Origin of the sequence: Rhodococcus sp. RCBS9, assembly GCF_029457415.1 — a bacterium.
Taxonomy (GTDB): Bacteria; Actinomycetota; Actinomycetes; order Mycobacteriales; family Mycobacteriaceae; genus Rhodococcus_F; species Rhodococcus_F qingshengii.
Map to the genome: position 1 here is coordinate 6,278,500 of NZ_CP120422.1, position 19,489 is coordinate 6,297,988.

The following is a 19,489-nucleotide window of genomic DNA, read 5'->3' on the forward strand; positions in this document are numbered from 1 at the left end:
AGCGGATTCGTCCTGTCTCGGCCTTTCGCGAATGATTCGGGACCACAGACCCTTTGACAACTGCCCGTCCACACTGAACGGTGAGAGTAGGTACGAAACAGACCAACGCGACACACTGATGTGAGGAGCCAGAGTTCATGCCGGAACCCAGAAGGTCAGATCACACCGATTACGTAGCCGTCAATCCGATCTTCTCGAGGCCTGGCGAGGATTCGGTTGCATCGAAGTACACACTCGAACCCGATGGCATGCTTCCCGAGACCGCGTATCAGATCGTCCACGACGAAACGATGCTCGACGGCAATGCGCGGCTCAATCTCGCGACGTTCGTCAGCACGTGGATGGACGATCACGCCACCAAACTGTATGCCGAGTCGTTCGACAAGAACATGATCGACAAGGACGAGTATCCGCAGACCGCCGCGATCGAAACCTATTGCTGGCGCATCCTTGCCGATCTCTGGCACTCACCCTCCCCCAAGGACGCAATCGGCACCTCGACGATCGGTTCGTCCGAAGCCTGCATGCTCGGCGGCCTGGCGATGAAACGACGCTGGCAGCACGCACGAAAAGCCGCGGGCAAGTCGACCGAAAAGCCAAATCTCATCATGAGTTCCGCGGTCCAGGTGTGCTGGGAGAAGTTCTGCAACTACTGGGACGTCGAAGCGCGTTACGTGCCGATCAGCGAGGAACACCGCACCCTCGACGGTCACGATCTGGACAAGTACGTCGACGAGAACACCATCGGCGTCGTCGCGATCATGGGCGTCACCTACACCGGGATGTACGAGCCGGTCCTGGAAATCTCGAAGGCACTCGATGAGATCCAGGCGAAGACGGGACTCGACGTCCCCATCCACGTCGACGGCGCTTCCGGTGCGATGATCGCACCGTTCCTTCAGCCCGAACTCGAATGGGATTTCCGACTACCGCGCGTCCACTCCATCAACACCTCGGCGCACAAGTACGGGCTCGTCTATCCCGGCCTCGGATGGGTGGTCTGGCGATCGCAGGATCTACTTCCCGACGACCTCGTCTTCAAGGTGAGCTACCTCGGCGGCAGTATGCCGACCTTCGCACTGAACTTCTCGCGCCCCGGCGCTCAGGTGATCCTGCAGTTCTACTTGTTCCTGCGTCTCGGCCACGACGGCTATCGCGCGATCCAGCAGTCCTCCCAGGACGTGGCGAAATTTCTCGCCGAAGGGATCGGGAAACTCGACGCGTTCGAACTGTGGAACGACGGTTCCGACATCCCGGTCTTCGCGTGGCGCCTCGCCGAGGGGCACACGTCCAACTGGACGCTGTACGACCTCTCGGACCGGTTGCGAGGCAAGGGCTGGTTGGTGCCGGCCTACCCCATGCCGGACGATCTCGCGGATCTGACAGTGCAGCGCATCGTGGTTCGTAACGGACTGAGCATGGACCTGGCGGCCAATCTGCTGCGCATCATCGAAGAGGAAACCGCGTTCCTCGACGAACTGGACAGCCCGATGCCGCGGCCGCGCGTCACCGAGGGATTCCATCACTGACGTCGCTTACCACGTGAAGAGCGGCCGCCCACTCCCCTTCGGGAGTCGGCGGCCGCTCTGGTGTTTCAGGTGTTACCGAGAGATCAAGCAGCGCAAGCCGGCGAGGTCAGACCTGCAACGCCGACGATCTGGCAAGCGGTGGTCTTCGAGAGCTTCCAGACGCCGTCTTCGTAGACGAACGAAGCCTGCAGGCCCTGCTGCAGCGGCTGGCCGTTGACGACGATGTTCAGCGAAGCTGCTGCCGTCTCGCTGCCCGTGTCGGTGACCGGGTCGAGGATCTCGACCTGCGCGCCGGCAGCCTTGGCGGCAGCGGCGACCTGGTTGATCAGCTCGGGATCCTGCTCGGCGCCCTGGACGAGGTTGACCTTGTCTGCGGCCGGAACGGTCTCGTCGAGTGCCTGGGCGACCTTGCCGTTGAGCTCAGCAGACGTCGGCAGTTCAACGGTGGTCGTCGCTGCCGCAGAGGTGGTGGTCGTAGGCTTCGCCGAAGTCGTCTTGTCGGAGTCTCCTCCGTCTGAACCACAAGCGGTCATCGTCAGGGCTGCTGCGATCGCCACGGCTGCAACGGTCATCTTCTGAAGCTTCAACTTCTCAGTCCTATCCATTCGGGTGTTCACATTCGAGCGTCAGTCGAACATCGTGCTTGCTCGAGGATCGTCGACAACATTACCCAACGGTAAGCGGAAAAAGTCTAAGGACATCCTCAGAGAAGGCTGTCGACCGCATCTGCTACCTCGAGCACCTCATCCGATTCGGCGAAGGTTTTGGCTATTCCCGTTCCGCTGGAACGGGTTTCGAAGCGAACTGTCACCACTCCGTGCCCGGCACCCTGCACCCAACCGTGTCCGTATTCTGGATGCTTCACGTCCAAACCGGGGTGCCAGTAGCGCTGAGGCACGCGTGCGGCCACCGGAACGTCGAGTTCAGCCTCATCGAGGGCGCCCGTGAGAGTCTCGACCGGATAGCCGGGAACATCCTGATCCAACTCGGGAAAAAGTGATCCTTGCCGAACGGTGGACAAACCGGCGAATCCCACACCGACCAGGCGAATCGGCCCCAATTCCTGTGGATCGATGACCTGTTTCTGCGCAGTCGCGATGAGGATTTGGCGGTCGATGGTGGCAAACGGCAGCGTCACGGATCGAGTCAAGATACTCATATCGGACTTCTTGAGCTTCAGTACGACGGTGCGAGCAGCTCTTCCGTCCTTCTCCAGCCTGGAAAATGCTGCACGACCACTACTTTCGACGGCGGCGCGCAGTTGCGCCATCGTGACGATGTCTGCGGCGAACGTGGATTCCGCGCTGATCTGCTTGGATTCGGCACGCTCGGCGACCGGCCGATCGTCGATCCCCTGTGCGAGCCGATGCAACCCCGGTCCAACAGTGGTTCCGAGTATCGACGCCACCTCCGCTATGGGAGTGCGGGCAAACCCTCCGATGGTTTCGATGCCGAGACGCTTGAGCTTTTCCTCGGCAACAGGGCCGATCCCCCAGAGCTTCCGCACCGGCAGTGGATCGAGCAACTCGTGCTGCATCCCGGGAGGAATGACTGCGACGCCGTCGGGCTTTGCCAGTCCCGACGCGATCTTGGCGACCTGCTTACCTGCGCCGGCCCCGATCGAAGCGACCAACCCGGTCTCGGCTTTGATCAACGCCCGCAGGTCCTCGCAAAACGCGCGGACCTCGTCAGCTCCGACACCGGCCAACTCCACCGGTTCACCAAAGGCTTCGTCCACCGACAATTGCTCGAGGATCGGCATACGAAGGCGCAACGCGTCGAAGGTGCGTTTACTCAGAACCGAATACAACGACATCCGCGGTGGCAATACCACCGCGCCAGCGCCGACCATCCGGCGTGCTTGGTGCATCGGCATTGCCGAACGCGCACCGAAAACTCTGGCTTCGTAGCTTGCCCCGGCCACCACTCCGCGCCCACCCAAGCCGCCGACCAGCACCGGGCGACCTCGCAGAGTGGGGCGGGTCAACTGCTCGGCGGAAGCGAAAAACGCATCCATGTCGAGATGCAGCACCCACCTACGACTTCGTGTGGGATCACCTTGATTCATCGGGCGTTACGGTTCTCTCAAAAGTAGGTGCAGAATTTACGTCCGCGCCTTCTTCTTCGGCGACTTCTTCTTCGGCAGGGGCAATACGTCGGCAGTCCGTTGAATGAAGGCGTGCAGGTGATCGAGGTCCTGCAACCGTTCCTCCGTCACCCGGTAATAATCCTTCGCTCCCGGGTACGGCGGAGCCAGATCGGCCTCTGATCCGAACTCCGTACTGACCTCGGTGGGTTTGACGAACAGAACGTCTCCGCAGATCAAGCCCACGATCTTCTCGTCGCAATACAATCCGTACTCGCCGAACATCGCCCTTGCCCGCACGTCGAGCGGTTCCAACTGCTCGAGAATGCGCGCCACGGTTTCCTTGCTCGTACTCATGAGAGCAAACTACTCCGGCACCCCGACATACAGACATTCATCGGAGAGCCGGAGTAGTCGCGTCGGTACTAGACCTTCGTGATTGCGGCGCGGATACCCTCACCGAGATCGACGGCGTCGTCTCCCGCTTCACCCACCGAGAAGGAGGTGGCCAGAACCTCACCGGCGATCAATTCGCGATGACGCTCTGCCCACTCCTTGCAGTCCTGCGGAACCTCGAGCACGACGTTGATCCGGTCCGAGACGTCCAAACCGGCAGCACGGCGCGCATCCTGCAACTGACGGATACGGTCCTTGGCCCATCCCTCGGCTTCGAGTTCCTCCGTCACAGCGGAATCGAGTACGACCAGTCCCGCACCGTCCGGCAGAGCAGCCGTCGAATCCGGCTCGGCCGCAACCAGTTTCTGCGTGTACTCCTCGGGCAGCAGTTCGATGCCCGCCGCAACCACGACGCCGTCCGCGTTCTCGGTCCAGTCGCCCGCCTTGACCGCCTTGATGACAGTCTGAACGGACTTGCCCAGACGCGGTCCTGCAGCACGCGCGTTGACCGCGATCTCGAAGCGCCCGTGCACGTCGACGTCATCGGTCAGATCGACCTTCTTGACGTTGACCTCGTCGGCGATCAGTCCGAGGAACGGACGCAGACGCTCGGCATCCGGCGCCGCAACCGTGACCTCGGGCAGCGGAAGACGAACACGCAGATTCTGCGCCTTGCGCAGGCTCAGCACCGTGGAGCACACGGTCCGGACGTCGTCCATCGCCGCTACCAGCTCGGGGTTCGCGGGGAGCTCCGACGCCTCGGGCCAATCAGCCAGGTGAACCGAGCGCTCCCCGGTCAGCCCGCGCCAGATCACCTCGGACACCAGCGGCAACAGCGGCGCAGCGAGACGCGTCACGACCTCGAGCACGGTGTGCAGGGTGTCGATCGCGTCGCGATCCTCGTCCCAGAACCGCGAACGCGACCGTCGCACATACCAGTTGGTGAGTGCGTCACAGAACAACCGAAGCTCGTCGCACGCGCCGGCGATGTCGTTGACCTCGAGGGCCTCGGTGATCACGTCGCGGGTGGTAGCGAGCTTGGCCAGGATGTACTGATCGAGGATGTTCTCCGAATCGGTACGCCACACACCGGATTCCGGCGCGTACAACTGCAGGAAGCTCCAGGCGTTCCACAGCGGGAGCAATGCCTGACGCACACCTTCGCGGATGCCCTGCTCGGTCACGATGAGGTTTCCGCCGCGCAAGATCGGCGAAGACATCAGGAACCATCGCATGGCATCGCTGCCGTCGCGGTTGAACACCTCCTTCACGTCCGGGTAGTTGCCCTTGGACTTGCTCATCTTGAGTCCGTCGTCGCCGAGCACGATGCCGTGCGCAGCAACGGTTTTGAACGCCGGACGATCGAAGAGTGCGGTGGCCAGCACGTGCAGCGTGTAGAACCAGCCGCGAGTCTGCCCGTTGTACTCGACGATGAAATCGCCCGGGAAATGGCCCTCGAACCATTCACGGTTCTCGAATGGGTAGTGCACCTGCGCGTACGGCATCGAACCGGATTCGAACCAGCAGTCGAGCACCTCGGGAACGCGGCGCATCATCGACTTCCCGGTCGGGTCGTCGGGGTTCGGGCGGACCAGGTCGTCGATCATCGGGCGATGCAGATCGGTCGGACGCACACCGAAGTCTGCCTCCAACTGATCGAGCGATCCGTAGACGTCCGTACGCGGGTACTGCGGATCGTCCGACACCCACACCGGGATCGGGCTGCCCCAGTAGCGGTTTCGGCTGATGTTCCAGTCGCGTGCACCTTCGAGCCACTTGCCGAACTGGCCGTCACGGATGTGCTCGGGCACCCACGTGATGTCCTTGTTCAGCTCGACCATGCGATCGCGGAACTTGGTGACCGCGACGAACCACGAGGGAACCGCCATGTAGATGAGCGGCTGCCCACTGCGCCAACTGTGCGGGTACGAGTGCTCGATCGTCTCGTGCCGCAGCAGCTTTCCAGCGGCCTTGAGGTCCTTGATGATGACCGGGTTGGCGTCGAAGACCATCAAGCCCTCGTACGGCGGAACCATCGAGGTGAACTTTCCACCCGGATCGAGCGGCTGCACGACCTCGATACCGTTGGCCGTGGCGACATCCATATCCTCCTCACCGAAAGCCGGTGCGAGGTGGACGATTCCGGTTCCGGAATCGGTTGTCACGTAGTCGGCCGAAAGCACGACGTGCGCGTTCGGATGTCCGAGGAAGAAGTCGAACGGCGGTATGTACGACAGTCCGACCAACTCGGCGCCCTTGTGACGGGAAACGACCTCGGGGTCCTCCCCCAGCTCACGTGCGTAATGAGCAACCCGTGCTTCCGCGAGCACGTACCGCTTTCCGTCCTCGCCGAGCACCTGGACGTAGTCGACCTCGGGATGAACCGCAGTGGCCAAGTTGGACGGCAGTGTCCACGGAGTCGTGGTCCAGATGATCGCGTTTGCGCCGTCCAATGGTGAACCCGGAGCGACCAGCGGCATGTCGACCGTGACTGCAGGATCCTGACGCATCTTGTACGCGTCGTCGAGACGAGTCTCCTGATTGGACAGCGGAGTCTGCTCGTACCAGCTGTAGGGCAGCACGCGGAAGCCCTGATAGATCAGGCCCTTGTCGTGCAGCTCCTTGAAGGCCCACATGACGGACTCCATGAAGTCGACGTCCAGGGTCTTGTAGTCGTTGTCGAAGTCGACCCAACGTGCCTGGCGGGTGACGTAGTCACGCCACTCGTCGGTGTACTTGAGCACCGAGGCCTTGCAGTACTCGTTGAACTTGGCCAGACCCATGACTTCGATCTCGGCCTTGTCCTTGATGCCGAGCTGCTTCTCCGCTTCGAGCTCTGCCGGAAGGCCGTGGCAATCCCAGCCGAAGCGTCGTTCGACCTTGCGTCCACGCATTGTCTGGAAGCGCGGCACCAGGTCCTTGACGTACCCCGTCAGCAGGTGGCCGTAATGCGGCAAGCCGTTTGCGAATGGCGGTCCGTCGTAGAAAACGAACTCTTCGCTGCCGTCCCGATTGGAAACCGACGCACGGAAGGTGTCGTCGTCGTCCCACTGTTTCAGGACTTTCTGTTCCAGTTCGGGGAACTTGACTCCGGTGTCGGCGGGGACACCGTAGTCGACTTTGGGATACCCGTTACTCGCCATGGCGATCTCCTCGTGCCAGTCGGACTCGGCACGGGGACGACGTGGCGCTTGTGCGCCGACACCGCGGTACCACCCCGTTTGCACCCCGTAGATCCGCGCTTGGATCCCGAGGTGCCACTCGATCGAGCTGTGACGGGCTCACCCGTTCGGTTCTACTGAGTTCTGGGCGCCTGAAGCGACAAGAACCGTTCTTCCGAAAGCTCCCCGGTGATTGCCGGATCACAGCCTGGTATTCGTGTTGGACAGTCTAATACTCGTCCTGGACCTTGTCGGAACTCGCCCTAGGACTTGTCGGGGCCACCCGGCGACTCGCCATGATTTCTCTGATTGTCATCGTTGGCGGTGGCTGCATCGTCGATCGACGAATTCGAGGAACTCTCGACTCGACCGTAAGGCGACGACATTCCGCTGCCCGATGCCCGGTCATCCAACGAAGGAACCGCCTTCCTGCTGGTCAGCGCACTGACCAGCAGGAGGACGGCACCTGCTACACAAATCGCGATACATGCCCACGCCCAGATCAGCGACCCTGTGGTCAGGGCGACGATCAGGAGAGCGAAACCAACTCCCGCGAGAACCAACGTCACGACCAGCACGTATCAACCTTTGTCCGGTCCGATAGCTGAGCCGACGGGGCGCTCTCGGTCAGCTGTTTCCCTTGGCGAAGGACGGGCTGTAGGAATCCTGTCCACCGTCGACCGGAACGGCCGAGCCGCGCTGTTCGAGCTCTTCGAGCTGCGATTCCAGGTAGGACTTCAGGCGCACCCGGTACTCGCGTTCGAACGTCTTGAGCTGCTCGATACGGCCCTCGAGGACCGATCGCTGCTGGTTGATGGTCGCCATGATTTCGGTGTGCTTCTTCTCGGCGTCCGCCTTGAGAGCGTCTGCCTTCTCCTGAGCCTGGCGAAGCTGGGTCTCGGAGCGAGTCTGAGCGTCGGTGAGCATCGCCTCCGACTTGTTGCGCGCATCCGCGATCATGCCGTCAGCCTTGCTGCGAGCCTCGCTCATGAGCTGCTCGGAGTTGGTGCGGGCACTGCCGAGCAGCTGCTCGGACTCGGTCTTGGCATCGTTGGTGAGGCGATCCGCCATCTCCTGAGCCAGTCCGAGGACCTTCGCGGCCTGCATGTGGGTGTCGCCACTCTGCGGCGCTGCAACGGCAGCAGCGGCGGGAACCGGCGCTGCAACAGGTGCAGGCTTGGGCGGTTCGACGACCCGAGCGGGCTCCGGCTTGGGCTGCGCTGCGACGGGTGCTGCCTGCTGAGCAGGTGCCGGCGACTTCTTGGCAGCCGCGAGCTCCTGATCCAGCTCACCTACGCGCTGGCGCAGGTCCGCATTCTCTTCGATGAGCTGCGACAGCGCCTGCTCGACGAGGTCGAGGAATGCGTCGACCTCATCCTCGTTGTAGCCACGCTTGCCGATAGGCGGCTTGCTGAACGCAACGTTGTGCACGTCAGCTGGAGTCAGTTGCGGCATGGAAGGATCCCTTCACGCGTCATTTGGCGGTCTAGCAAGCATTCAGTTGCAACACAGTCTACGTAGTGGCGAACCACTGGATGAGTTATGGCATCCATTCTGGCATACCACTCACTCGGACTGCGCTCAGCGAACAACCGACATCAGGATGATGACGATGAAAAGCAAGACCATGATGGATAGATCCAAGCGAACTCCACCGAGGTTGATCGGGGGGATCAACCTGCGGAGCAGTTTCACCGGAGGATCGGTGATCGTAAAAATGGTTTCGAGAATGACTGCGACCAATCCGGTCGGTCGCCAATCTCTGGCAAACGAACGAACGAACTCGACGATCACTCTGCCGATCAGCAACAGCCAGAAGACAACCAGCACCAGATAGATCACAGAGAGAAGCGCGTCCACACCCTCACTCTGCCTGACTTCTGCGGTGTGTCCAAAACAGACACACCGCAGCAATTCCGGAACCGGTCCGCATCGAGTCCGTCTTGTAACGGCCGGCGATGGGTCCGAATGCGGCGTCCGCCGAGACGGGCCGCCGTTCGAATGTGCTCACGTCACCCCTGCTCAGGGGCCGGACTGCGGTCGAGACCATCATTTCTGGCTGTAGAAACCCGTCTCGGCGATCCGACGGCGCTCCTCGGCGGAAACGTCGATGTCGGCCGGTGAGAGAAGAAACACTTTGGTGGCTACCTTGTCGAAAGAACCACGCAATGCGAACGCCAGGCCGGCCGCGAAATCGACCAGACGCTTCGCGTCGGCGTTGCTCATGTCGACCAGATCCATGATGACGGGAGTGCCGTCCCGGAACCGCTCACCGATCGTGCGGGCCTCTGCGTAGCTCTGCGGACGCAGTGTCGTGATCTTGGCGAGCGGGCCGCCGTCGTCGACAACCGGCGCACGTCGCGCTTCGGGTCGCTCTGCGCGCGCGTCGACCGCGAGGTTGCCACGGCTTGCCGGGCGCGGCGCCATCGCCGGGCGGCTGCTGCGGCTGGGAACGGTGTCGACGCGGGGCCGGGAGTCGTAGCGATCGAACTCCGCGTCCTCTTCGTCACGACGACTGGGCGCGTAGCTCGCCTTCGAGAAGGCAGGTTCGACGAACTCGCGGTCGTCGCGCTCGGCATAGCCGTCGTGACTACGACGGGGTGCGCGGCGAGCCTGATCGGGCTCCTCCACGTATTCGTCCTCGTAGTCATCGAGGGGAACCATGCCGAAGTAAGCCTTGAACTTATGCAGGTTGCTCATTGATCGACCTTCCTTGGCGCGGCGGAATCAATCCGACTGCGACCGGTCGCAGCGGTGTGGACGGGTTGGGCGATCACCTGAGCGATCACCTCGAGATTACTGGTCGTGAGCCGAGCAGTGCGGTTCCGACACGCACGCAGGTTGATCCGTGGCGCACTGCAGCCTCCAGATCGCCGGTCATACCGGCCGAGAGTTCGGTTGCCCGGGGATGCGATTCGAGGATCAAAAGATGTGCCCTGCGGAGGATTTCGAACTGCTCGTCCGGATCTGATCCAAGCGGCGGGACGGCCATCAGTCCCGCGAATTCGAGACCTTCGGCTGATTCGATCCGCTCGGCGAGAGGCGTTAGCTCGCCCGTCGGAACTCCGCCACGCGCGGGGTCTCCGTCGAGACTTACCTGGATGAGCGCCCGGAGCGGCTCCGTGCGCTCACCGTCCGACAAAGCACTCAGCGCAGCCCGATCGAGTGCATCGGCCAGTCGCGCACTGTCCACCGAGTGAATTGCATAGGCCCACTTCGCTACCGATCGAGCTTTGTTGCGCTGCAACTGTCCGATCATGTGCCAGCGAACCGGATCATCGATCGCGCCCGTCTGTGCAGCGCCGTCGAAGTCCGCGACCTTCTCCACTGCTTCCTGCTCACGCGACTCACCGAATTCACGGCAACCCAGTTCGTACAGAATTCGAGCGTCGGACGCCGGAAAGAATTTGGTCACCGGCAGCAGTGCTACGTCGGAAACCTCGCGACCGGCGGCAAGGCAGGCGGCCGCCAATCGCGCCCTCACCGAGTCGAGTGCCGTCGATATTTCTGTCAGCCGCATTTCCGTCTCGCGCATTTCTGCCTAGACGGTTTCCTGCGCTGCGGGCGCTTCCATCCAGATCACTGCAGCTTGACGCCCGGTCAGAGATTCTCGGCGATGACTGAACAACGCGCGATCCTCGATCGTGCACCGCGGGTCCTCGGCGACACCGGACACACCCGCGGCGAGCAACTGCTTACGCAGTCCCGCACGCAGATCGAGCCCCGGCGTGCCCTTCTCGGTGCGAGTTGCACTGCCCGGCAAGTGCTTTTCCACGTCCGCGCGCATCGCAGCGGGAACCTCGTACTGGCGACCGCTCGCAGCCGGACCGAGGAAGGCGCCGATACGCGAAACGTCCGCGCCCTGACGCACCATCTCCGCGAGGACGCGCGGGACGATACCGATGCGGGCACCGATCCGTCCGGCATGAACGGCCGCGATCACACCGGCCTCCTCGTCGGAGAGCAGAACGGGAACACAATCTGCACTGAGGGTGGCGAGCGCCAGGCCGGGAACAGTGGTGACCAGAGCATCCGTCGCCGGAATCACTTCGTCGGTCGGTTCCGTCACGACAGTGACGTTGCGCGAATGGATTTGTTCCATCCACACGAGATGGTCAGGCTCGACGCCTATTTCGCGTGCCAGACGTCGGCGATTCGCATCGACGGCTGCCGGATCGTCTCCGACGTGATCGCCCAGATTGAACGACTCGTACGGTGACGCGGAAACACCACCGGCTCGGCTGGTCACGACGCGGCGAATGCGGGTGCGGGTGGTCGACTTCTCGGTACTCAAGATAAGTGTGCTCACAAACGTCGAAAGTTGTCGTCCGGCTCAGACGTGACCGGACATCCAGTCAAGAACAGGGTACCCAGAAATTCCGGGCACCCTGTTCTCGAAACTGTTTGTAGCCCTACGTCAGCGACGCATGAAGACCGGCACGTCGACGTCGTCGTCGCCCTCGTCTTCCTGGACCGGCGCATGGCGTGGGCCACCGATCGGAGGCAAGCTGCCCGAACCGGTGGTCTCGCGCGCTGCGGAAATCGGCTGCTCGCCAGCAGGTTCGGCGGCCACCGGTGACCGGCCGACCTCACCCGCGCGCCCGGCGCCGATAGCTCCACGTCCCTGCGCGGTCGACTCCACGGGACGACGAGCCGGAGCTCCTCCGTCGAATCCCGCAGCGATGACCGTCACACGAACCTCGTCACCGAGTGAATCGTCGATGACCGTTCCGAAGATGATGTTGGCGTCGATGTGGGCAGCTTCCTGCACCAGCGAAGCCGCCTCGTTGATCTCGAACAGACCCAGATCGCTACCGCCGGCGATCGACAGAAGCACGCCGCGGGCGCCTTCCATCGAAGCTTCGAGGAGCGGGGAATTGATCGCGGATTCCGCCGCCTTGATCGCGCGTCCCTCACCCCGCGAGGAACCGATTCCCATCAACGCACTACCGGCACCGGACATGACACCCTTGACGTCCGCAAAGTCGACGTTGATCAGACCCGGAGTGGTGATGAGGTCGGTGATGCCCTGGACGCCGTTGAGGAGAACCTCGTCCGCGCTGCGGAACGCGTCCATCAGGCTGACGGCCGCGTCACCAAGCTGGAGCAGGCGATCGTTGGGAATGACGATCAGCGTGTCGCAGGACTCGCGGAGCGCCTGGATTCCGGTATCCGCCTGTCCCCCACGACGCTTGCCCTCGAAAGAGAACGGTCGCGTCACGACACCGACGGTGAGTGCGCCCAGCTTCCGGGCGATGCTTGCCACGACAGGGGCACCACCGGTTCCGGTGCCACCACCCTCGCCTGCCGTCACGAACACCATGTCGGCGCCCTTGATGACCTCTTCGATCTCGTCCTTGTGATCTTCGGCTGCCTTGCGACCCACTTCCGGGTCGGCACCGGCGCCGAGGCCACGGGTCAATTCACGACCGACGTCGAGCTTGACGTCGGCGTCACTCATCAGAAGGGCTTGCGCGTCCGTGTTGACCGCGATGAACTCGACTCCCTTGAGTCCCTGTTCGATCATGCGGTTGACTGCGTTCACGCCGCCGCCGCCGATGCCGACGACCTTGATTACGGCGAGGTAGTTGTGCGGGGGCGTCATCGGCTCTCGCCTTCCGTGTCGTGTTTCACGCTGCTTGTCAGTGCTGCTGTCTTTGTTACTGCTGTTTTTGTAGCTTCATGCTCTTCGAGAACAACCCTAAACCTCAACCACAGGGTTAGAGTTATGTCAAGTATTCGATCTGAAACGAAACGCTATGCACCGTCGTCGCGTTCCGCCATTAGGCGCGCCGAGACACACCGAAGTATTTGCTGCGCACTGACGCACGGCTGCACCGTGCGCTATCGGACCGTCGGCAGATCGGGACTGGACACGTCGTACGTCTGCCCCGGTTGGGTCAACAGCGGAAGCGTCACAGCAGCCTTACGATCCGAGTGCTCGACACCGCCCCAGTTTACGACGCGACCGTCGAGCAGAGTCAGCGTGACACTCGAAATCGACCGAGCGGCAATCTCTCCCACCTGAAATCTCAGATCCGGCGGCAACACCGACAACACCTCGAGCGCGGCAAGCGTCGGCTCGTCGTTCCACCCGGGCGTCGGTGTCACCAGACGCGGAACCCCGGGCGGCGGGACGCCCATCTCGAAGTCGACGCCCTTCTCGTCCAGCAGGTGTGCACCCTCAGGTGAGTCGACGAAGACGACCGGTACCCGTTCGGTGACGGTGACGCGGATAGTCGACGGATACATGCGCTGCACACGAGCCGAGGCCACCTTCGGAATCGTCGCCACACGTGCGGCGGCGGCGCCGGTGTCTACCCGCATCAACGGCTGACCGGTCGGTACGGCCAGGAGCGAAAGGATCTGTTCCTCACTGACGGTCGTCGCACCGAGAACTTCGGTGCCCCGGACCGAGAGCACCGGAGACAACCAAGCCGTCAACGCAATTCCCACCACCAGCACGATTGCCAGCGGTGCCACGATCAGCGGTCGCTTGAACCACTTACGAGTCGGTGTGGGTTCGGGAGCCGGCTCCGTCGACCGCGTCGAGTATCGCGATTCGGTGCGAGTACTGCGCCGACGCGTACTGGTGGCTTGTCTGGCTCGAGGATCTCGACGCCCGCGCCGACTTCGTGCGTCGGGTGTCATCGCGGCGCGGGATGCGGCGCCGAACGCAAAGCATCGAGGATCTGTTTGCCGAGCATGGTCACGTCACCCGCACCCATCGTGATGACGATGTCGCCGGGGTGAGCCAACGCCGCCACCTGCTTCGGCGCCTGTGACAGATCCGGTTGATAGTGAACAGGTTTCGTGACCGACTGAGCGACCAGCGCACCACTGACGCCCGGCATCGGCTCTTCGCGCGCGCCGTAGACATCGAGAACGACAACCTCGTCGGCCAAGTCCAGCGCCTGCGCGAACTCCTCGGCAAACGCGGCGGTGCGTGAATAGAGATGAGGTTGGAAGACCACGATCACGCGTCCGGCCGCCGAATTGGTCGACGACGAATCGTCCTCCGGTCGAACCAGATCCGCCGCCGCGCCGAGAACCGCACGAACTTCGGTCGGATGGTGGGCGTAGTCGTCGAACACCCGGACACCACGCTCACGGCCGGTGAACTGGAACCGGCGGTGTACGCCACCGAATCCGGCGAGCCCCTCGACGATCTCCTCCGTCTCGGCGCCGGCGTCACGGGCAGCCAGTAGAGCCGCAAGTGCGTTGAGCGCCATGTGACGACCCGGCACTGCCATCCGCACGGTTCGCGCGGCGCTCTCGCCCGCCAGGTGGAACTGCAGGACTCCCCCGACGTCGTGCGCATGGAAGCCCAGTAGTCGGACTCCGACCTCGACACCGTCGACAGGCTCGAAGGCGGTGCCCGCCTCCACCTCCTGCGCGTCTGCCGATCCGTAACCGAGTACCCGGATGTCCGAACGGCCCGAGGCCACGATTCGCTTCGCGAGATCCGCCGATCCCGGGTCGTCGAGGCAAGCAATCAAGAGCCCACCCGGACGCAACTTGTCGACAAAATCGTCGAACACCTTCACATACGCTTCGACGCTGCCGAAATAGTCGAGGTGATCGGCCTCGATGTTGGTCACGACGATCACGTTGGGGTCGTACTGGAGCAGCGACCCGTCGCTCTCGTCCGCCTCGGCGACAAAGACGTCACCGCTGCCGTGATGGGCATTCGTTCCCGCTTCGTTGAGTTCGCCGCCAACGGCAAACGAAGGGTCGAAACCACAGTGCTGCAGGGCGACCACGAGCATCGAGGTCGTCGACGTCTTGCCGTGTGTACCCGAAACCAGGAACGTGCGATTGCCCTGCATCAGTGATGCAAGGACAGCCGGCCGAAGAATCACCGGGATTCCGCGGCGAGCGGCCTCGACGAGTTCCGGGTTGTCCTTCGGGATAGCCGCGTGCGTCGTGACGACGACGGTCGGACCACCCGGCAGCAGGTCGAGAGCATCGGCGTCGTGGCCGATCCGGACCTGCGCCCCGCGTGCACGAAGCGCCAGGACTCCTCGGCTCTCCTTTGCGTCCGAACCCGAGACAAGGCCCCCGCGGGAAAGCAGAATTCGCGCGATGCCGGACATACCGGCACCGCCGATTCCGACCATGTGTACTCGCTCGAGGTGGGCGGGCAGCGCGGTCATCGGTTTCCCCTTGCGTTTTCCTGGACGGCGTTTTCCTTTGCCGCGATGTCGAGCACGATCCGTGCGATCTCGGTTGCCGCGGTGCGGTGCCCGACGTTGGCAGCACCACTGCTCATCTTGTCGAGGCGCGCGCTGTCGCTCAGCATCGGGACGACGGTACCGGCGACGAACGTCGGCGTGAGCTCGTTGTCGGAGACGATGATCGCACCGCCCGCTGCGACAACGGGTTTCGCGTTGAGTTCCTGCTCACCATTGCCGTGCGGCAACGGAACGTAGACGGCCGGTAGTCCGACCGCCGAGACCTCGGCGACCGTCATCGCGCCCGAACGACAGATCGTCGCGTCGGCTGCGGCATACGCGAGATCCATCCGCGAAAGATAAGGAACAGCCACATACGGTGCCGTCTCCGAGTACTGCGTGACCTCGAGGGAGTTCTTGGGTCCGTGTGCGTGAAGGACCGAGATCCCGGCCTTCGCCAGTTCTTCCGCTGCTCCGGACACCGCGTCGTTGAGCGACTTCGCGCCTTGCGATCCGCCGAAGACGAGCAGAACGGGACCGTCCTGAGGCAGTCCGAAGTACTCGCGAGCTTGCGAGCGGAGTCCCGCTCGATCGAAATTGGCGATCGACGCGCGAACCGGGATGCCAACGATCTCGGCGTCCTGATCGCCGCGGTTCTTCACTCCGGAACCCGGAACAGCGGCAAGCACCCGCGTCGCCAGGCGAGCACCGATCTTGTTCGCGATACCGGCACTGGCGTTCGCCTCGTGGATGACGATCGGAATCTTGCGCCGGCGCCGAAGAACACCACCACGTGCGGCAAGATACGCCGGAAGCGCGACGTAACCACCGAAACCGACGATCACGTCGGCGTCGACGGAATCGAGTACCTCGCGGGTCTTGCGCACCGAGGCGAGGATGCGTGTCGGCAGTTTGACGAGATCCATCGTGGGCTTGCGAGGAAGCGGAACCGGCGGAATGAGCTCGAGCGTGTACCCGCGAGCCGGCACCAAGGTGGTTTCGAGACCACGCGCCGTCCCGAGCGCAGTGATTCTGGTGTCGGGCGCAGCGGCCTTGACCGCGTCCGCGACAGCAAGTGCGGGTTCGATGTGACCAGCCGTGCCTCCCCCTGCCACCACTACCGACAGAGCCGATTTGTTGCCGCTCACCTACGAATTCCTCGCTCTCGAACTTCTCGTGGATCTTGTGCCCTACGTGTCGGCGCCTGCCGACGCTGACCATTCTGCCCTCCCGCGGTGCGCTTCCGTGACCCAGCGGCCGCACCTCGGTTGGAATCCGAGGAAGGGCGAGCACCTTGATCTGCCCGCTTGCGTCGATCGCCCGTCTCGATCGCGCGCCGGCCGTCGCGTCCGCGTGCCGGTTCGATCTGCCGTGCGGGCTTCGGTCGACGGATCGGCCGGCCCCCTGACGGCGGGTGGTACAGCACGGGCTTCGGCAGTCTGAGCAACTTCGAGATCTTGCCGTCCTGCCCGGAGTTCAGAGCGGCAACTGCTTCGGGCTCGTGGCGCGCTGCATTGGCGATGACACCGAACATGAACAATGTGATCGCCAAGGACGAACCGCCGGCGGAGACCAAGGGCAACTGGAGTCCGGTCACCGGCAGCAGTCCGATGACGTAACCGATGTTGATCATTGCCTGGCCGACGATCCAGGTAGTTGCAGTGGCCGACAGGAGCCGCCAGAACGGATCGATGCTGCGGGCTGCGATCCGCAATCCCGTGTAGACGAATACAGCGAACAAACCGATCACCACTGCGCAGCCGACAAATCCCAACTCTTCGCCGATGATCGCGAAGATGAAGTCGTTGTGCGCGTTGGGTAGGTAGTTCCACTTGGCGACGCTCTGACCGAGTCCGCGTCCGAAAAGGCCCCCGTCGGCGAGCGAATACAAAGCCTGCTTGGCCTGATAGTTGTTGCCCTGCAGGTCGTCGCTCTTGTTGAAGAAGGCTTGAACTCGATCGGAACGATAACCGGCCGTCATCGCCAGCACGCCCGCCACGACGACGCCCGTCACCGCGATCGAGCCGAAGAGCTTCAGTGGCAGCCCACCGAACCACAGCAGGGCCCCGACGATGATTCCCAATGCGATGGTCGTACTGAGGTTCGGTTGCGCGACGACCAGCGCGAAGACCAGCATTGCTGCGGGCACGAGCGGAATCAGGATCGACTTCACGGATCGGTCGTCCGGCCGCCGCGAAGCCAACAGATGGGCGCCCCAGATCGCCAACGCGACCTTCATGATTTCCGAGGGCTGCACCGAGAACCCGCCGACGTTGAACCAGCGACGCGCGCCCTGCGCTTCTGTGCCGATTCCCGGAATCAGGACGAGTACCAGCATGATCAGCACGACGACGAACAGCGGAAACGAATACTGCCGGAGCACTCTCGCCGGGATCCGCAGCGCGACGTAGAAGAGCACAGCTCCGAGAATCGCGAAGATCAACTGCTGGGTGAACAACGAATACGCCGAGCCACCGGACACGTACTGCTCGACGCTCGACGCCGACAGAACCATCACGAGCCCCAAGACAGTCAACATCGTGGCAATCGTCACCACCAGGTGGAACGACGCCAACGGCCGCGCCAACCAGGCACCGATTCGGGTCTTGGGACCCTTGGTCATAGCAAGTTCCCGGCTTGGCCAGGCGAATCCGTGAACGGATCGGGTAATGCGGCGACGGCGGCGGCGAAGCTGTCACCACGATGTCCGTAGCTGGCGAACATGTCCAAGGACGCGGCGGCCGGGGCGAGTACAACTGCATCACCGGGGGACGCCAACTCGGCAGCTTCGACTACCACTGCGGCCATGACGGCATCCGCGTCGGCACCCGACGGCAGCCGGATGGTGAGAGTCGAGTTGCTGCTGTTTTCGCTCACCACTGCATCGTCCCCCGACATCACGTGCACCACGGGAACATCGGGTGCGTGTCGCGCGAGCGCGTCCTCGATCACACCAGCGTCACGCCCGAGAAGGACAGCGCCGGAGAGTCGAGGGCCGACTTCGCTCACCAATTGGTCGACGCTGGCTCCCTTGAGCAGACCGCCTGCAACCCAGACGACGCGATCGTGCGCGAGTATCGACGGTCTGGCTGCGTGCGGATTGGTGGCCTTGGAGTCGTCGATGTACACAACGGACCCGACACGGCCGACCAGCGCCCCTCGGTGTGGGCCGACCTTGTGTGCGGCCAGACCGCGTTCGACGACGTCTGCCTCGAATCCGAGTGCCCGCGCCAAGGCGGCGGCGGCCAGCGCGTCCATGACGCCTGCCGGGCCGGCGGGATCTATCGACGCTGCTTCGGCCAAGCGGACGTGATCGCCGAATGCGTTGTCCACGAGGTGTCCCGCTTCGACACCCAGTTCCCCTTCGCCCGGTTCACCCAATCTGAACCCGGTGACAATGTCTGCAGTTGCGCGAGTTCCCAGTTCGGAAGCGATCGCGTCATCGAGGCCGACCACCGCGACCTTTCCGCTCAGCGCCCGCGACTTGGCCTCGGCGTACGCGCTCATTCCGCCGTGCCAGTCGAGGTGATCCTCGGCGACGTTGAGGACCACGCCGGCATCCGGACGCACCGAAGGCGCCCAGTGCAATTGGAAGGACGACAGTTCGACAGCGAGGTACTCCACGCGCGGCGACGTCTCGGCGAGTGCGTCGAGTATCGGCAGCCCGATGTTTCCGCAGGCTCGGCCGACAACTCCGGCGGCGTCGAGAATCGAGGCCAGCATCGACGTCGTCGTGGTCTTTCCGTTCGTCCCCGTCACGACGAGCCATTTACGGGGTGTGCCGAAGTGCCCGCTGTGGTCGACGCGCCAGGAGAACTCGACGTCTCCCCAGATGGGAATCCCGTGACCGGCGGCGGCTGCAAGGATCGGTGCATCCGGCCGAAAGCCGGGACTGGTGACTACGAGCCCGTACTCGGTGATCGAATCCGGGGCATCCTCGATCGAGGTGGTGGTCACCATGCCCGCGCCGAGCTCCGCGCAGCGCTCCGCGAAGTCCAAGGTCGAATCGGCAACCGTCACGACAGCACCGAGGGCGACGAGAGGTTCGATGGTCGCTTGACCGGACACCCGCCCACCGGCGACCAGCACTCGCGTACCGCGGAGCCAGGACAGGTCGTTCTCGGAATCCGCTGAGCTGGTCAT

17 protein-coding genes are annotated in these 19,489 nt (G+C 63.1%); 1 reads left to right on the forward strand and 16 read right to left on the reverse strand.

Features of this window, described 5'->3' with window-relative positions; genetic code table 11:
• Positions 1–137: 137 nt before the first annotated feature.
• Positions 138–1,529, forward strand: a complete 1,392-nt coding sequence (locus tag P0M12_RS29185) for a glutamate decarboxylase (protein WP_003941675.1) — start codon at positions 138–140, stop codon at positions 1,527–1,529.
• Positions 1,530–1,612: 83 nt separating this feature from the next.
• Here P0M12_RS29185 and P0M12_RS29190 read toward each other — a convergent pair whose 3' ends face one another.
• From P0M12_RS29190 to murD, 16 genes are all read right to left on the reverse strand, one after another.
• Positions 1,613–2,101 carry a hypothetical protein gene (locus P0M12_RS29190; RefSeq protein ID WP_230587603.1) on the reverse strand — a complete coding sequence of 163 codons (489 nt, stop codon included), beginning with the start codon at positions 2,099–2,101 and terminating at the stop codon, positions 1,613–1,615.
• Between the two features lie 131 nt (positions 2,102–2,232).
• Entirely contained in the window at positions 2,233–3,597 is a 1,365-nt protein-coding gene (locus tag P0M12_RS29195; protein ID WP_050655313.1) for a DNA polymerase IV, read from the reverse strand.
• A gap of 36 nt (positions 3,598–3,633) precedes the next feature.
• The gene (locus P0M12_RS29200) at positions 3,634–3,972 is read right to left on the reverse strand and encodes a TfoX/Sxy family protein (protein ID WP_003941748.1); all 339 of its coding nucleotides are present in this window, start codon (positions 3,970–3,972) and stop codon (positions 3,634–3,636) included.
• 68 nt (positions 3,973–4,040) lie between these two features.
• Complete coding sequence (gene ileS / locus P0M12_RS29205; protein WP_030537028.1) at positions 4,041–7,154, reverse strand: isoleucine--tRNA ligase; 3,114 nt, start codon at positions 7,152–7,154, stop codon at positions 4,041–4,043.
• Between the two features lie 281 nt (positions 7,155–7,435).
• Positions 7,436–7,750, reverse strand: a complete 315-nt coding sequence (locus P0M12_RS29210) for a hypothetical protein (RefSeq protein WP_030537029.1) — start codon at positions 7,748–7,750, stop codon at positions 7,436–7,438.
• A gap of 49 nt (positions 7,751–7,799) precedes the next feature.
• Positions 7,800–8,627, reverse strand: coding sequence for a DivIVA domain-containing protein (locus P0M12_RS29215; protein WP_003941722.1), 828 nt, complete (start codon positions 8,625–8,627; stop codon positions 7,800–7,802).
• A 126-nt stretch (positions 8,628–8,753) separates the two neighbouring features.
• Positions 8,754–9,032 (reverse strand): YggT family protein, encoded by a 279-nt coding sequence (locus tag P0M12_RS29220; protein WP_003941780.1) that lies wholly within the window; start codon positions 9,030–9,032, stop codon positions 8,754–8,756.
• 189 nt (positions 9,033–9,221) lie between these two features.
• Positions 9,222–9,872 (reverse strand): cell division protein SepF, encoded by a 651-nt coding sequence (locus P0M12_RS29225; protein WP_003941752.1) that lies wholly within the window; start codon positions 9,870–9,872, stop codon positions 9,222–9,224.
• A gap of 85 nt (positions 9,873–9,957) precedes the next feature.
• On the reverse strand, positions 9,958–10,707 hold the full coding sequence (locus P0M12_RS29230; RefSeq protein WP_030537030.1) for a YggS family pyridoxal phosphate-dependent enzyme: 750 nt from the start codon (positions 10,705–10,707) through the stop codon (positions 9,958–9,960).
• Positions 10,708–10,713: 6 nt separating this feature from the next.
• Complete coding sequence (gene pgeF / locus P0M12_RS29235; protein WP_051649556.1) at positions 10,714–11,481, reverse strand: peptidoglycan editing factor PgeF; 768 nt, start codon at positions 11,479–11,481, stop codon at positions 10,714–10,716.
• A gap of 108 nt (positions 11,482–11,589) precedes the next feature.
• On the reverse strand, positions 11,590–12,777 hold the full coding sequence (gene ftsZ / locus P0M12_RS29240) for a cell division protein FtsZ (RefSeq protein ID WP_003941788.1): 1,188 nt from the start codon (positions 12,775–12,777) through the stop codon (positions 11,590–11,592).
• A 239-nt stretch (positions 12,778–13,016) separates the two neighbouring features.
• Complete coding sequence (locus P0M12_RS29245) at positions 13,017–13,823, reverse strand: FtsQ-type POTRA domain-containing protein (RefSeq protein WP_233272338.1); 807 nt, start codon at positions 13,821–13,823, stop codon at positions 13,017–13,019.
• A complete protein-coding gene (gene murC / locus P0M12_RS29250) occupies positions 13,820–15,328 on the reverse strand; it encodes a UDP-N-acetylmuramate--L-alanine ligase (protein ID WP_030537033.1) in 1,509 nt (502 codons plus the stop codon). Before murC ends, P0M12_RS29245 begins: the two co-directional genes overlap by 4 nt.
• Entirely contained in the window at positions 15,325–16,494 is a 1,170-nt protein-coding gene (gene murG, locus P0M12_RS29255) for an undecaprenyldiphospho-muramoylpentapeptide beta-N-acetylglucosaminyltransferase (protein WP_003941767.1), read from the reverse strand. The genes murC and murG overlap by 4 nt, the downstream gene beginning before the upstream one ends.
• A complete protein-coding gene (ftsW, locus tag P0M12_RS29260) occupies positions 16,491–17,969 on the reverse strand; it encodes a putative lipid II flippase FtsW (protein ID WP_007730088.1) in 1,479 nt (492 codons plus the stop codon). Before ftsW ends, murG begins: the two co-directional genes overlap by 4 nt.
• On the reverse strand, positions 17,966–19,489 hold the full coding sequence (gene murD / locus P0M12_RS29265; RefSeq protein ID WP_030537034.1) for a UDP-N-acetylmuramoyl-L-alanine--D-glutamate ligase: 1,524 nt from the start codon (positions 19,487–19,489) through the stop codon (positions 17,966–17,968). Before murD ends, ftsW begins: the two co-directional genes overlap by 4 nt.